Consider the following 14,579-nt stretch of genomic DNA (forward strand, 5'->3'; position numbering starts at 1 on the left):
CCTCAATCGATTGAGATCGGTCAATTTGTAAGGTCTTATTTCGGTAAAAGCACATGATTTTATTTGCAAATTGTTGGAGTTTATAGTACTCTTAACAAGAATTTCGTCCAACATCACAACTCTCCACTAACTTATGAATGCCCTCATAACGTCATTGCGAGTTGATTTGGCCCTTGTAGCCCGGTGATGTCAGGCCAGTAGCCACACATTTTTTTTGAGCTTTTACACAATCGTTTGTGAATGAAGCTTGACACAATCGATTGTGCATCTTATTATTTTCCATCCCCACCATTCCCCACTTCATGAAAAAGCCTGTACCCAAACTGAGTCGGTTCGCTATTCCGGCTATTCTTTGCTGCCTGCCCTTTCAGCCCTACACGGCGGCGGCGGCTTCTTACGCTAATTTCCTGGCAAGCTCACTTACCTTCCAAACGCCTGATGTGACCATCAATGGCCGGGTGACAGACGAAAATGGAGAAGGCCTACCGGGCGTGAACGTGGTGGTAAAAGGCACCACCAATGGCACGCAAACGGGTGCTGATGGCAGCTATACCCTCACCGCCCCGACAATGGCACCCTTGTCATTTCGTACGTTGGTTACACATCGCAGGAAATTGCCGTTGGCGGGCGCACTACTATTAATATAGGTCTGACTCCAGATGCCAAGGCACTGAGTGAGGTCGTGGTAGTTGGCTACTTAACAGAAGACCGTCAAAATGTAAGTAGCTCCGTGAGCAGCCTCGATGTAAAAGAGGCAAACAAGGCGCCAGTTGCTACGGCTACGCAAGCCCTGCAAGGCCGTCTGCCCGGCGTACAGGTTACTGGAAATGGTGGCCCCGGCGCGGCACCTATCGTTAATATTCGGGGTATTGGTACCCTGGGTAATGCCGGCAGCGGGCCGCTATATGTAATCGACGGGCTGTGGACGGACAATATCAGGGATCTGAACCCCAATGATATTGAGTCGTTGACGGTGCTGAAAGATGCCTCTTCAACCGCAGTTTATGGCTCCAGAGGCGCAAATGGTGTAGTTCAGATTACCACAAAAAAGGGCAAGGCTGGTGCTCCATCTATTAACTTCAATGGGTACACGGGCGTTGAAAGCGTGTACAAGCAATATAACCTGACCAACGCTAGCGAATGGGCCGACCGGGCCGTTATTGCTTACCGGAATGCGGGCTTAGATCCATTGAATAACGGCCAAAACAGCTTGGCTGGCGCCGTGAAAGGACCAGGTGGAGCTTTCAACCCCGATATTGATACCGATTGGCAAAAGGAGTTTTTCCAGACGGGCCGGGTCGAAGATTACAACCTGTCTTTCTCTGGCGGCTCCGCAGGGGAGAAGAACGCTACCAACTTCCTGATTTCGGGCGAATACTTTCATCAGGAAGGCATCGTAAAAGGCCCCGATTTTCAACGCTATAGCCTACGCCTCAACTCTGGCCTCACCCGTGGGCGCTTCCGTCTACAGGAGAATGTGCAGCTGACGCACTTGAGCGCAACCCTGCTCAACGGCAATCCTTTCATCGACGTGCTGACCATAATACCCAGCATTCCGGTGTATGACCCGGCCAATGAAGGGGGGTATGGTACCGGCTCGCCCATTCTGAACACATTTGCCACCAACCCAATTGGAGCCCAGGAGTTGCTGCAGCGTACGCAGTCTGACAACCGCCTGGCGGGTAACATCAGCGCCGAGTATTCCTTCTTCGATTTTTTGACTTACCGCCTGAACGTGGCCGGAGATGGCCATACTTACAGCAATGCGGATGCCCAGAAGTCTGGTATCCTGCGGCAGAACACCCGCATCAATACCTCGTCGCTTAATGAGTTTTTAGGCTATGACCTCTTCCTATTGGGAGAGAACACCTTGAACTTCAACAAGCGCCTGGGCGACCATACGGTGAATGCGCTGGTAGGTGTTTCGGAGCAGAGCTTCCGGGCGCACAACATCCAAGCGGGCGGACAGGGGTATACGCCTGCTGGGGGGCAATATTTCTTTGAGCTGAGCGCCGCCCCAAAGGTGGGAGTTGTGCAGGGCACCTCATACAAGTACACGAAGCGCTCCTTCTTCGCGCAGGCTACCTACGATTACAAAAACCGCTACCTGCTGTCCGTCAGCGGACGCCGCGACGGTTCCTCCCGCTTCACGGAGGATAACCGCTGGGGCAACTTCGGTGCTGCCTCGATTGGGTGGCGCATCAGCGAAGAGGATTTCTTCAAGAACTCCCTGCCACAAGTCAACAACTTGAAACTACGCGCTAGCTATGGTGCGAATGGTAACGATGCCGTAGCTGGCGCCGCCGGCGGCAGCTACCTAACGCAAGCTATTGTAGGGCAAAATGTTAACTACGTAATCGGCACTGACCAACGAATTGTAAACGGCTCTTCGCAATTGGCGCTGCCTAGCCCCGATATTCGCTGGGAAGAACGGTACACGAAAGATGCCGGTCTGGACCTTGGTCTATTTGACGACCGCCTCACACTCTCCACTGATTACTACATCTCCGAGACCCGCAACGCTTTGGCTCCAGTGCAGGTGCTTACTTATCTGGGTCACTTTGGCGCTACGCTATTCCAGAATGCTGGTGATATCGAAAACCGGGGTTTCGAGTTGGCTTTAGGCTACCACGAAAACAAGAACGCCTTTACCTACGGCGCCGACTTTACTCTTACCACTGTTAAAAACGAGGTTACCTCCCTACCCGTTGTAGGCCAGGTATTGGAGGGCGGCGAGCTTCTGACTCGCTCGGAAGTAGGTCGTTCGCTCGGCGAGTTCTACTTGATTCCCTTCGACGGCATTTTTCAGTCGCCAGATGAGGTAGCTAATTATAAGAGCTCCAATGGCACCGTTATTCAGCCCTTCGCTTCCGCCGGTGACGTGCGCTATCGCGACACCAACGATGACGGCCGGATTAATAATAGCGACGCCGTGTACTCGGGCAAATCCATTCCTAATCTGCTGATGGGCCTGAACCTGAATGCTGGCTACAAAGGCTTTGATCTGTCGGTGTTCTTCAACTCAGCGAGCGGCAACAAGATTTATAATCAAGCCCGCAGAGACTTAGAAGGGTATGCCGGCCCGAATAACTACAACGCCGACGTAGAGCCCTGGTCCGTGGAAAACCCTTCTTCCTCTACCCCTCGCCTGTTGCAGGGTGGCGGTGCTGGCAACCTGGGCTTAGCAGCTGCTTCCAATTCCCTCTTCAACACCACGCGCTGGCTGGAAGATGGGTCGTACATCCGGCTGCGCAACATTCAGCTTGGCTATACCCTGCCTCAGTCACTGACCAGCAAAGTACCTAGTCTGGGCAGCGTACGCGTGTATGTAACCGGCCGCAACGTATTCACCATCACCGATTACACAGGGTTTGATCCGGAGATTACTGGCACAGGCTTCTACAGCCGCGGCGTCGATATCAGCTCTTACCCCAATGTGCGCAGCTTCACGGGGGGCATTCAGGTCAACTTCTAAATCACGACGGGGCGTTGCAGACTCAGCTGTGCCCTACCCAAATCGTTTTCTTTACTTAGATGAAAAGCAATAAAATAATCACGCTTCTACTCGCAAGTGGTCTGTTTATGACCTCGGGCTGCGAGAAGGATCTACTGGACCAAAGCAACCCGAATGCTCCCACTAAGGACAATTTCTGGCAAAACGAGAGTGATGCTGTAAAGGGGGTATTTGCGAGCTACTCAGGCTTGCAGCAGTTTGCCTGCTACTACCGCAGCTGGCACTTTATGGCCCATCGCTCCGATGAGTCGTTTAGCGCGAGCCCCTTCGTAGAGCTAGCCAACTTTACGCGCTTCATTCAGCCCGACGTAGACTTCTTTATCTCGTCGTTTGCCTGGAATGACTACTACCGGACGATTTACCGGACGAACCAGGTAATTGGCCGCGTGCCGGGCATTACCATGGATGAGACGCTGAAAAAGCAGCTGGTGGCCGAAGCCAAGTTTGTGCGGGCGCTGTCGTACTTCGATATGGCTTACTTCTTCGGCAATGTGCCACTGATTCTGGAAGAGCCGAATGACGTGAATGCCCGGGCGCCCCAAGTGTCGCAGGCTGAAGTAGAAGCGCAGATAATTACCGACCTGCAATCAGCTATTCCTGACCTGCCGCTTTCATACGGCAACAACGACAAGGGCCGGGCAACGAAAGGCTCAGCGCAGGCACTACTGGCTAAAGTGTACATGCAGCAGCGCAAGTGGGCAGAGGCTTCGGCGCTGTTCACGCAGCTTGCGGCCTCGGGCCAATACGACCTGGTGCCTAATTACCTCGACAACTTCACCGACACGAACGAAAACAACCGCGAGTCGGTGTTTGAGGTGCAGTTTACGGGTTCGGTGCTGGAAGTTGGTCAGGGACAAGACAACGGCTCTGCCTCAGAAAGCCACGACCGCCCCAACTTCTTTGGCCCTCCCGGTCCTACGTTTGCCGACGTGCAGCCCCGGCGCTGGTTACTCAACGCCTATACCGATTCAACGGTAGGGTTTGCGCCCGGCAGCACCACAAAGCACATGATTGACCCCCGGCGTGATATCAGCATCGTTCATTCAGGCAACCCTGACCGCTTCTATGGCCGCACCTTTCAGCAGTGGAACTGGAATCCCAACCAGCAGTACTGGCGCAAGTATCTGAATGACCGCACCCGCACGGACGAGAACTTTTCTTCGGGCATTAACCACCGCGTTATTCGCTACGCGGATGTGCTGCTGATGCAAGCGGAGGCGCTGACCCAACTCGGTCAGATAAGCGCTGCGCTTCCCTTGGTCAATCGGGTACGCGCCCGCGTCGATCTGCGGCCTCTCACGGGTACTTTCACGCAAGCATCCATGCTCCAGGCTATCTATTCGGAACGAGCCAAAGAGCTGGCTGGTGAAGGCACGCGCTGGTTCGATATCCTGCGCTGGGGCCTGATGGATAATCAGGCAGGAATTAATGAGCTTATCACCCGCGATACGGACTTCACCAACTTCCGTTTGGGCACTTCCAAGCTCCTGCCCATTCCGCGCCGCGACCTAGGCATCGACCCCAATCTCAAACAGAACCCTGGCTACTAACCGATTGATTCATCACTAGACCAACAGCCGCTCTGGCCCACCGCTGGAGCGGCTGTTTTTGTCTGATACATATTTAAGTGTGGTTGCTATGCGTGTTTTTGCCCCCCAGACGAACTTCTGCCATCCGCGGCACTTCATTTCCCGACTATGGCTGCGCTGTCTGTTGGTAGCTCTGTGTGGATGTATCAGTGCCCAAGCCTACGCTTTGCAGGGGCTTACGGGGCTGCACGATCCATCTACCATTGTTAAGGATGGCGACCGGTATTGGGTATTTGCCACGGGCCAAGGTATTTACAGCATGTCGTCCACGGACCTTATTAACTGGACCCCTGGGCCGCGCGCAGTATTCGTCAACAATGCCTATCCGAGCTGGATTAACACCAAGGTACCGGGTTTTCAGGGCAATTTCTGGGCGCCTGAGGTCTTTTTCATGAACGGCAAATTCCATCTGTACTACTCCTGCTCTACCTTCGGCTCACAGGTATCGGCTATCGGGTTGGCTACCAACGTGACGCTGGACCCCAGCAACCCCAATTACCGCTGGGTGGACCAAGGCGAAGTGATTTCGACGACTACCAGCAGCAGCGCGAATGCCATCGACCCGGCTGTATTTCAGGATGCAAATAATAATGTGTGGCTTACCTATGGCTCGTTTTTCGGTGGCCTGCGCACCACGCAGCTTAACCCGAGTACGGGCAAGTTGCAAGGCACCACCGAGTTTAGCGTGGCCAATGGTGACGTGGAAGCGGCCCACATTATACGTCACGGCAACTTCTACTACCTGTTTATCAATCGTGGTGCCTGCTGCCGGGGGGCAAATAGTACCTACTTCGCGCAGGTTGGGCGGTCGTCGTCGCCTTCCGGGCCTTTTCTCGACAAGAATGGGGTCGATTTGAATAACAACGGCGGCACAACTGTGCTCAACTCCTCGGGTCGCTACATTGGGCCGGGCCATATTGGTGTGTTTGAGGAAAATGGCGTCAGCTACGTTTCACACCACTATTATGATCGGGATGATAACGGCAACCCCAAGCTCGGGCTGGCAAATCTGACCTGGGACGCTGCCGAGTGGCCCGTTATCAGTCGTGATTGGGTGAAGCCGGGCCGCTATGAAATTACCAACAAAAACAGCGGGCTTGTGTGGGATGCCTGGGGTTGCACTGGCGTCTCGGGCCAGATGATTGCGCAGGGCACAAAATCAGGCTTGAACTGCCAGCAATGGGATTTCACGGCGCTGGGCAACGGTGAGTACAAAATAACCAACGCGTTGGGCAGCCTCGCCGCCGATGTATCGGGCTGCTCTCCTGACGCTGGGGCCAAGCTGCAGCTCTTCACCGATAATGGCTTAACGTGCCAGCGCTTTCGCCTGGAGCGGGCCAACGATGGCACCTTGGTTATCGCGTCTGTCAATGGTAATCGGGTGGTGGAAGTGCCTTCGGCTTCTACGGTGGCTGGTATACAGCTCGGCCTTTGGGACTATAATGGATGTGCATGCCAACGTTGGACATTGGCTCCAGTGGGCACACTTACCGCGGCTAGTACTCCAGCGCTCTTAACGGAAGTAAGTATCTACCCTATTCCGGCTATCCGAGGAAGCTTTACAGTAGAGCTGGGGGGTAAAAAAGTGGGCGGTGCTGTCACGATTCAGATCTTCAACCTGCAGGGCCGGTCAGTGTACCAAAGCGAATTTGCCCCCCAGCAGGGAAAGGTAGCGATAGAAGCGGCTTTGACGCCAGGTGTATACTTGGTGCAGGTGCAACAGGCGGGTAAGCGCATGAATCAGAAGGTGACTGTTGAGTAGAGCGGGACTATAAAGTAGAGAGCCAAGGACACAAACGATTGTGTAATTCAACAACTCTTTCTACTTTACATACCAAATCTGAAGATGCTCTTACCATAATCTGCCCTCGTTAGTACCTATCAGCTTGCTCCAAGAGATTTATCTCTAGCAATTTAGTAGTAAACTAACGCCTCGGCAGTGATACTTGCTCAAACGTTTCGCTACTCCCTGCTTACCCTTCCACCTAGGGTTATCGCCCATTTAAACCCCCTTTTTCTCCCGCTATGAAATCTTTTTCCCGTAACTCTTTGCTAGGCGGAAACCTGGCTGGCGTACTTCTCCTGGTAGCCTGCAACCAGCAACCCTCTAGCACTGAAAACGCCAACTCCGGCGTCGCCGCTGACTCCACCCAAACAGCCTCCACCGCTATGACCCCAACCGCTACTTCCTTCGGTAAGACGACCGATGGGACGGAAGTCCAACTCTACACCCTCACCAACTCGCACGGTCTGCAAGCCAAAATCACCAATTACGGTGGTACGCTGACCAGCTTATTGGTGCCGGATAAAAGTGGCAAGCTTGGCGATATCGTGTTGGGCTTCGACAACGTGAGCGGCTACCAGAGCCCGGAATATGTGAAATCAGGTCCTTATTTCGGCGCACTGATCGGGCGGTATGGCAACCGTATCAAGGGGGGCAAATTTACCTTGGATGGCAAGGAGTATAAGTTGGCCACAAACAATGGCGCCAACCACCTGCACGGCGGCGTGAAAGGCTTCGATAAAGTAGTGTGGCAAGCCAAGCCCGGCAGCTCGGCCGACGGCCAAAACCTGATGCTGACTTACACTAGCAAAGACGGCGAAGAAGGCTACCCCGGCAACCTGAATGTGCAGGTAGTGTACACGCTCACCAACGACGACGCGCTCCGCATCGACTACACGGCTACCACCGATAAGGCCACGCCTGTCAACCTTACTAACCACAGCTACTTCAACCTCAACCATGGCACGGCCAAGGACATCCTGAGCCATCAGGTAACACTTGATGCGGACCGCTACACTGTGGTAGATGCCGGGCTGATTCCGACGGGCGAACTGCGCCCCGTGACGGGCACTCCCTTCGACTTTACGACGCCTCACGCCATCGGTGAGCGGATTGGGCAGGTAGAAGGCGGCTACGACCACAACTGGGTGCTCAAAGGCACTGGCAGCGGTATGCATCAAGCTGCCATGGTGTACGAGCCAACGTCAGGCCGCACCATGACTATCACCACCGACCAGCCCGGCGTGCAGTTTTATACCGGCAACTTTCTGGATGGCACCCTCACGGGCAAAGGCGGCACCAAATACGTGAAAAATGGCGGTTTCTGCCTGGAGACCCAGCATTTCCCCGATTCGCCCAATCAGCCTAAGTTCCCCAATACCATCCTGAAGCCGGGCGAAACCATGCGCACGTCTACGGTGCATCAGTTTGGGGTGCGCAAGTAATCCTGACTCATTAAGCAACCCAAAACGACTTCTTTATTTCTATCGTGCAAGATTCACAATCGATTGATTTGGGAGCAGATGCCTACGTTATCGGGGTCGACTATGGCACCGATTCCGTGCGCGCTTTGCTGGTGAATGCCCGTACTGGGGCTGAAGTGGCTCAGGCAGTGCATTATTACGCCCGCTGGAAAAAGCTGCTCTACTGCAAGCCCGCTCGCAACCAGTTTCGTCAGCATCCGCTGGATTACATCGAAGGGCTGGAAACCACCATTCGGCAGGTAGCCCAACAGGTGCCCGCTGAGCAAATTGTGGGTATAGCCGTGGATACCACCGGCTCTACGCCCTGCGCCGTGGATGAGCACGGCACTGCCCTGGCCATGACGCCTGGCTTTGAGGAAAACCCGAACGCCATGTTCGTGCTCTGGAAAGATCACACAGCCTTGGCAGAGGCCGCCGAAATTAACCACAAAGCCCGTACCTGGGGCGGTGAGGATTACACCAAGTACGAAGGCGGTATCTACTCGTCGGAGTGGTTTTGGGCGAAGATCATGCACGTGGTGCGCGAGGACGAGGCCGTAGCCCAAGCCGCCTATTCCTGGATGGAGCACTGCGACTGGGTGACGCTACAGCTCACGGGGGGCAATTTGCATGACTTCAAGCGCAGCCGCTGCGCTGCCGGCCACAAAGCGTTGTGGCACGAGAGCTGGGGTGGGTTGCCACTGGAGCAGTTTATCGTTCATCTCGAACCCAAGCTAACGTTGCTACGCGGGCATCTGTACCAGGCCACGTTTACCGCCGATCAACCCGCCGGCAACTTGTCCGCCGAGTGGGCTGAGCGCCTGGGCCTGACCACCAATACGGTAGTTGCCGTGGGCTCATTTGATGCCCACGCCGGTGCCGTTGCTGGCGAGATTGAGGCCTACTCCATGGTAAAGGTGATGGGCACCTCTACCTGCGACATCGTGGTAGCGCCCAGCGCCGAGGTAGGCAACAAGCTGGTGCAAGGCATCTGTGGGCAGGTAGATGGCTCTGTAATTCCGGGTATGTTGGGTCTGGAAGCGGGTCAATCGGCTTTTGGTGATCTGCTGGCTTGGTTCCGCCAAATTATTGAGTGGCCGCTACTCACGCTCCTGCCTCAATCGAAGGTACTGACGCCTGAGCAGCAAGAAGCCCTGCGCGAAGAAATGAGCGACCGGCTGCTGATTGAGCTAACCAAAGCTGCCGCCGAAGTTGACCCCGAAGAATCGTCTGTGTTAGCTCTGGACTGGGTGAATGGTCGGCGCACTCCCGATGCCAACCAAGCCCTAAAAGGCGCCATTATGGGCCTGACCATGGGCACCAGCGCTCCTCAGATATTCCGGGCGCTAGTTGAGGCCATCTGTTACGGCTCCAAGCAAATTGTAGAGCGTTTCGAACAGGAAGGCATTCCCATTAAGCAGGTTATCGGTATCGGCGGCGTGGCCAAAAAGTCGCAGTTCGTCATGCAAACCCTAGCCGACGTGCTCGACCGGCCCATTAAGATTGCTACTTCTGAGCAGGCGCCGGCTTTGGGTTCAGCTATGTATGCGGCCGTGGCCGCCGGTGTGCACCCTGATGTGCTGACCGCGCAGCGGGTTATGGGCAGCGGCTTTGCCGAAACCTACGAACCAAACCCAGCGCGAGTAGCTGACTATCAGCGCCGCTACGCCGAGTACAAAACTTTCGGTCAATTTGTGGAATCCGTAACGCTGGGGGGCAAAGATGACGCACCCGAGCCCACCGAATCTCGCGACGCTGCACCCGTTATCACTGCCAACGCATGAGCCAGTATCAGGATTTGAAACAGGCCTGCTATGAGGCCAACATGCAGTTGCCCAAGCTTGGGCTAGTATTGTTCACCTTCGGCAACGCCAGCGTCGTGGACAGGGAGCAGGGCGTATTTGCCATCAAGCCCAGCGGTGTACCCTACGACACGCTGCGGCCTGAGGACATCGTAATTATGAGTCTGGGGGCAAAGTGGTAGAAGGCACCAAGCGTCCCTCGTCGGATACTAAGACGCACGCGGTGCTTTTCAACCATTGGGACCACATTGGCGGTATTGTGCACACGCATTCTACCTACGCTACCTCTTGGGCGCAGGCTCAACTGGATATTCCCATTCTGGGCACTACCCACGCCGACCACCTTACCGCTGACATTCCCTGCGCCCCGCCCATGGCCGACGCTATGATTGCCGGCGACTATGAGCACCAAACCGGCTGGCAGATTCTTAATGAGTTTCAGCGCCGTGGCCTCTCCCCTACTGAGGTGGAAATGGTGTTACTCAGCAACCACGCGCCTTTTACCTGGGGCAAAACCGTGGAGAAAGCCGTGTACAACAGCGCCGTTCTGGAAGAAGTAGCTCGCATGGCTTACCTCAGTTGTACCCTGCGACCGGACGTGCCACGCCTGAAAGACGCCCTGATTCAGAAACACTACGACCGCAAACACGGCGTGAATTCTTACTACGGACAGTCATAGCAATTGCCTGCTATTCACCCTAAAAGAACGTCATGCAGAGCGCAGCGAAGCATCTCGCGTGCTGATGTTGGATTACTACCCCTAGTAAACACGCGAGATGCTTCGGCTTCGCCTCTGCATGACAAAATACTCTTGAAACTCTCTCCTATCATGATCGACATTTCCCACTACGAAGCGTGGTTTATTACAGGTAGCCAGCACCTCTACGGTCCCGAAACCTTGGAGCAAGTCGCGCAGCATTCCCAGCAGATTGCGGCGGCCCTGAACACGGAGCTACCGATCAAAATCGTTTATAAGCCGGTTTTGACGGGTCCCGATGAGATCTATCAGCTTATGCAGGAAGCCAACACCACCAAAAACTGCGTGGGGTTGATTGCCTGGATGCACACTTTCTCGCCGGCCAAAATGTGGATCAACGGCCTGAAGATTCTGCAGAAGCCACTGGCTCACCTGCACACCCAGTTCAACCGCGACATCCCGTGGGCCGATATTGATATGGACTTCATGAACACCAACCAATCGGCGCACGGCGACCGGGAGTTTGGGTTCATTGGCACCCGCATGCGCCTGAATCGCAAAGTGGTAGTGGGCCATTGGCAGGATCCGGCCGTGCACCAGAGCCTGAACGTGTGGGCCCGCGTGGCCTGCGCCTGGGCTGACTGGCAGGGGGCAAAATTCGTCCGTTTCGGTGACAACATGCGCTACGTAGCCGTAACCGAAGGCGACAAAGTAGAAGCCGAAATCAAGTTTGGCTACTCCGTGAATACGTATGGCATCGGCGACTTGGTAGCAGTTATCAACGCCGTGAGCGATGACCAAATTGATGAGTTACTTGCAACCTATGAGCAGGAATACGAGTTGGCCGAAACGCTGAAAGACGGCGGCAGTCAGCGCGAGTCGCTGCGCGAGGCAGCCCGCATTGAGGCCGGCATGCGCAAGTTTTTGCAGGATAACGGCGCGAAAGGCTTCACCGACACCTTCGAAGATTTGCATGGCATGGCGCAGCTGCCGGGCATCGCTACCCAGCGCTTGATGGCCGAGGGCTACGGCTTCGGCGGCGAGGGCGACTGGAAAACGGCCGCGTTGGTGCGGGCCATGAAAGTGATGGGCGCCGGCCTGCCGGGGGGAAATTCTTTCATGGAAGACTACACCTATCACTTCGCCCCCAACAACAACCAAGTGCTGGGCTCCCACATGCTCGAAATTTGCCCTACTATCTCCACGGGTAAAGTGCGCTGCGAAGTACACCCATTGGGCATTGGCGGCAAAGCTGACCCAGTGCGCCTCGTATTCAATTGCCCCGCCGGTCCGGCGCTCAATGCGACCATCGTAGACATGGGCAATCGTTTCCGGCTGCTGGTGAATGAAGTGGAAGCCGTAGAGCCCGAGCAAGACCTGCCCAAGCTGCCCGTAGCTCGCGTGCTTTGGAAAGTAAAACCAAGCTTAACAGTTGGTGCGGCGGCCTGGATTCTGGCCGGCGGTGCTCACCACACGGGTTACAGCCAAAATTTGACGGCTGAATATTTAGAGGATTTTGCCGAGATGGCCGGTATCGAATACGTTTTGATAGATGACGATACCAAGTTGCGCACATTTAAAAATGAGTTGCGCTACAACGAAGTAGCTTATGGCGGCCGATAATTTCGCTACTTTCCCAAATCCTTACTATTCGTCAGCCAAAAGCCCTACAACTTTCAAATGAATCAGCTCGCAACGATTGACTACATCGTTTTCATTATCTACTTCATCATTGTTGCCGGCTATGGCATCTGGATTTATCGCCGCAAGAACACACACGATGGAACGGTTGACGGCGATTCCAAAGACTACTTCCTCGCGGAGGGCTCTCTGACCTGGTGGGCTATCGGCTCTTCCCTTATCGCATCCAACATCTCGGCCGAGCAGTTTGTAGGCATGTCGGGCTCTGGTTTTAAGATGGGTCTGGCCATTGCCACCTACGAGTGGATGGCATCTATCACGCTGATTATTGTGGCGGTGTTTTTCATTCCGGTCTATCTGAAAAACAACATTGCCACCATGCCGCAGTTCCTGAGCCAGCGCTATAACAGCACGGTGGCCATGATTATGGCCGTGTTCTGGCTCATGCTGTATGTGGTTGTTAACCTGACCTCTATCCTCTACTTAGGGGCTATTGCCATCAGCAGTATCTCAGGTTTCGACCTTACGCTCTGCATGTACCTGCTGGCCATATTCGCTATTTTCATCACCCTGGGTGGTATGAAAGTAATCGGCTACACCGACGTGATTCAGGTGTTCTTCCTGATTCTGGGTGGTTTAGCGACTACGTATCTGGCCTTGAATCTGGTGGCAGAGCACTATGGTAGTACAGGTGTACTGAAGGGCTTCTCGCTGATGACGAGCCAGGCCAACGACCACTTCCACATGATTTTTAAGCGCGACAACCCTAACTACCTCGATTTGCCCGGCCTAACGGTGCTGCTCGGCGGTATGTGGATTGTAAACCTGAACTACTGGGGTTGCAACCAGTACATCACCCAGCGCGCCCTCGGTGCCGATCTGCCCACAGCTCGCGCTGGTTTGCTATTCGCTGCCTTCCTAAAGATGTTGATGCCCGTAATTGTAGTGTTGCCAGGTATTGCGGCGTACGTCTTGTTTAAGGCCGATGTATTCGGTGCTGAGATGATGCAGGACGGCGAGCTTAACCCCGACCGGGCCTATCCGGTACTGCTCAACATTCTGCCCGTGGGCCTGAAAGGCTTGTCGTTTGCCGCACTTACGGCGGCGGTGGTAGCCTCGCTGGCCGGCAAAGCCAACAGTATTGCCACCATCTTTACTCTCGACGTGTACAAGAAAGTGTTCAATGAGGGTGCCTCCGAGAAGCAACTGGTACGCGTGGGCAAAATCTCGGTAGTAGTAGCCATGATTTTGGGCGTACTCATCGCGCCTTTCCTCGGTATTGATAAGAAAGGCGGCTTCCAGTACATCCAAGAATATACGGGCTTCGTGTCGCCGGGTATTTTCGCCATGTTTATTCTAGGCTTCTTCTGGAAGAAAACGACCTCCACGGCAGCTCTGTTTGCTACCATCGGCGGCTTCCTGCTATCGGTTCTGCTTAAGTTCCTGCCGAACATGATGGACCTGTCGTTCCTGGCTCCTATCGGCTTCGCTGTTCCAAGCGCTACGGGCGTCTACGAGATTCCCTTCCTCGACCGCATGGGCATTGTGTTCATTGTCTGTGTACTGATGATGATAATCATTAGCCTGATTGAGAACAGCATGGGTGTAAAAACCAATGGGCTGGAAATTGACCGGACTATGTTCAAGACTAACCGCAGCTTTGCCATTGGCTCTATCGTGGTCTTTGTTCTAATCACCACGCTTTACACGGTTTACTGGTAATCAAAAAAAGCCCCCCAGTTATCCCCTGGGGGCTTTTTTAAATGATTGGAGTTAATGAATTCACGAGGCTACTTCCCACCTAAAAACGTACTTATGGAAACCCATTTTATTTCCCATAAAGCACAATCGATTGTGTTGAGCTTAAGTTTAGCTGGCGCGCTGATTAGCAACTCAGTACAAGCCCAGACGGCCAACGCGCCCAGTACCATTACAGTGCAGGTAAACAAGCCCGGTGCTCCGGTTGCCAAAACCATGTACGGCTTGTTTTTCGAGGATATCAACTTCGGCGCCGATGGTGGTCTTTATCCGGAACTTGTTAAGAATAAGTCGTTTGAAACCGATGACCGCCTGATCGGCTGGAAAGGCAT

At 54.3% G+C, this 14,579-nt stretch carries 8 protein-coding genes and 1 pseudogene; all 9 read left to right on the forward strand.

Annotated features, from left to right (window positions below):
- Window positions 1-302: 302 nt before the first annotated feature.
- The 9 genes and pseudogenes from EPD59_RS14135 to EPD59_RS14175 all read left to right on the forward strand — a co-directional run bounded on the left by EPD59_RS14135 (window position 303) and on the right by EPD59_RS14175 (window position 14,211).
- Window positions 303-647: a carboxypeptidase-like regulatory domain-containing protein gene (locus EPD59_RS14135; RefSeq protein ID WP_133273355.1), complete on the forward strand. Its 345-nt coding sequence runs from the start codon at window positions 303-305 to the stop codon at window positions 645-647.
- Window positions 614-3,475 carry a SusC/RagA family TonB-linked outer membrane protein gene (locus EPD59_RS14140; RefSeq protein WP_240731748.1) on the forward strand — a complete coding sequence of 954 codons (2,862 nt, stop codon included), beginning with the start codon at window positions 614-616 and terminating at the stop codon, window positions 3,473-3,475. Before EPD59_RS14135 ends, EPD59_RS14140 begins: the two co-directional genes overlap by 34 nt.
- 59 nt (window positions 3,476-3,534) lie before the next feature.
- Window positions 3,535-5,064, forward strand: a complete 1,530-nt coding sequence (locus EPD59_RS14145; RefSeq protein ID WP_133273357.1) for a RagB/SusD family nutrient uptake outer membrane protein — start codon at window positions 3,535-3,537, stop codon at window positions 5,062-5,064.
- A gap of 88 nt (window positions 5,065-5,152) precedes the next feature.
- Complete coding sequence (locus EPD59_RS14150) at window positions 5,153-6,865, forward strand: family 43 glycosylhydrolase (RefSeq protein ID WP_133273358.1); 1,713 nt, start codon at window positions 5,153-5,155, stop codon at window positions 6,863-6,865.
- 263 nt (window positions 6,866-7,128) lie between these two features.
- The gene (locus EPD59_RS14155; protein WP_133273359.1) at window positions 7,129-8,331 is read left to right on the forward strand and encodes an aldose epimerase family protein; all 1,203 of its coding nucleotides are present in this window, start codon (window positions 7,129-7,131) and stop codon (window positions 8,329-8,331) included.
- 44 nt (window positions 8,332-8,375) lie between these two features.
- Window positions 8,376-10,133 carry a ribulokinase gene (locus tag EPD59_RS14160; protein WP_240731410.1) on the forward strand — a complete coding sequence of 586 codons (1,758 nt, stop codon included), beginning with the start codon at window positions 8,376-8,378 and terminating at the stop codon, window positions 10,131-10,133.
- A pseudogene (locus EPD59_RS14165) lies at window positions 10,130-10,830 on the forward strand (L-ribulose-5-phosphate 4-epimerase). The gene EPD59_RS14160 and the pseudogene EPD59_RS14165 overlap by 4 nt, the downstream one beginning before the upstream one ends.
- Before the next feature lie 150 nt (window positions 10,831-10,980).
- Window positions 10,981-12,471 carry an L-arabinose isomerase gene (gene araA, locus EPD59_RS14170; protein ID WP_133273360.1) on the forward strand — a complete coding sequence of 497 codons (1,491 nt, stop codon included), beginning with the start codon at window positions 10,981-10,983 and terminating at the stop codon, window positions 12,469-12,471.
- A gap of 57 nt (window positions 12,472-12,528) precedes the next feature.
- Complete coding sequence (locus EPD59_RS14175; RefSeq protein ID WP_133273361.1) at window positions 12,529-14,211, forward strand: sodium/sugar symporter; 1,683 nt, start codon at window positions 12,529-12,531, stop codon at window positions 14,209-14,211.
- Window positions 14,212-14,579 lie beyond the last annotated feature (368 nt).

It is taken from the genome of Hymenobacter radiodurans, assembly GCF_004355185.1.
GTDB classification, from domain to species: domain Bacteria; phylum Bacteroidota; class Bacteroidia; order Cytophagales; family Hymenobacteraceae; genus Hymenobacter; species Hymenobacter radiodurans.

Bases quoted from the DNA above. Each gene is read 5' to 3' on its own strand.
- EPD59_RS14135 (WP_133273355.1), top strand. From the start codon at position 303: ATGAAAAAGCCTGTACCCAAACTGAGTCGGTTCGCTATTCCGGCTATT.
- EPD59_RS14145 (WP_133273357.1), top strand. From the start codon at position 3,535: ATGAAAAGCAATAAAATAATCACGCTTCTACTCGCAAGTGGTCTGTTT.
- EPD59_RS14150 (WP_133273358.1), top strand. From the start codon at position 5,153: ATGCGTGTTTTTGCCCCCCAGACGAACTTCTGCCATCCGCGGCACTTC.
- EPD59_RS14155 (WP_133273359.1), top strand. From the start codon at position 7,129: ATGAAATCTTTTTCCCGTAACTCTTTGCTAGGCGGAAACCTGGCTGGC.
- araA (WP_133273360.1), top strand. From the start codon at position 10,981: ATGATCGACATTTCCCACTACGAAGCGTGGTTTATTACAGGTAGCCAG.
- EPD59_RS14175 (WP_133273361.1), top strand. From the start codon at position 12,529: ATGAATCAGCTCGCAACGATTGACTACATCGTTTTCATTATCTACTTC.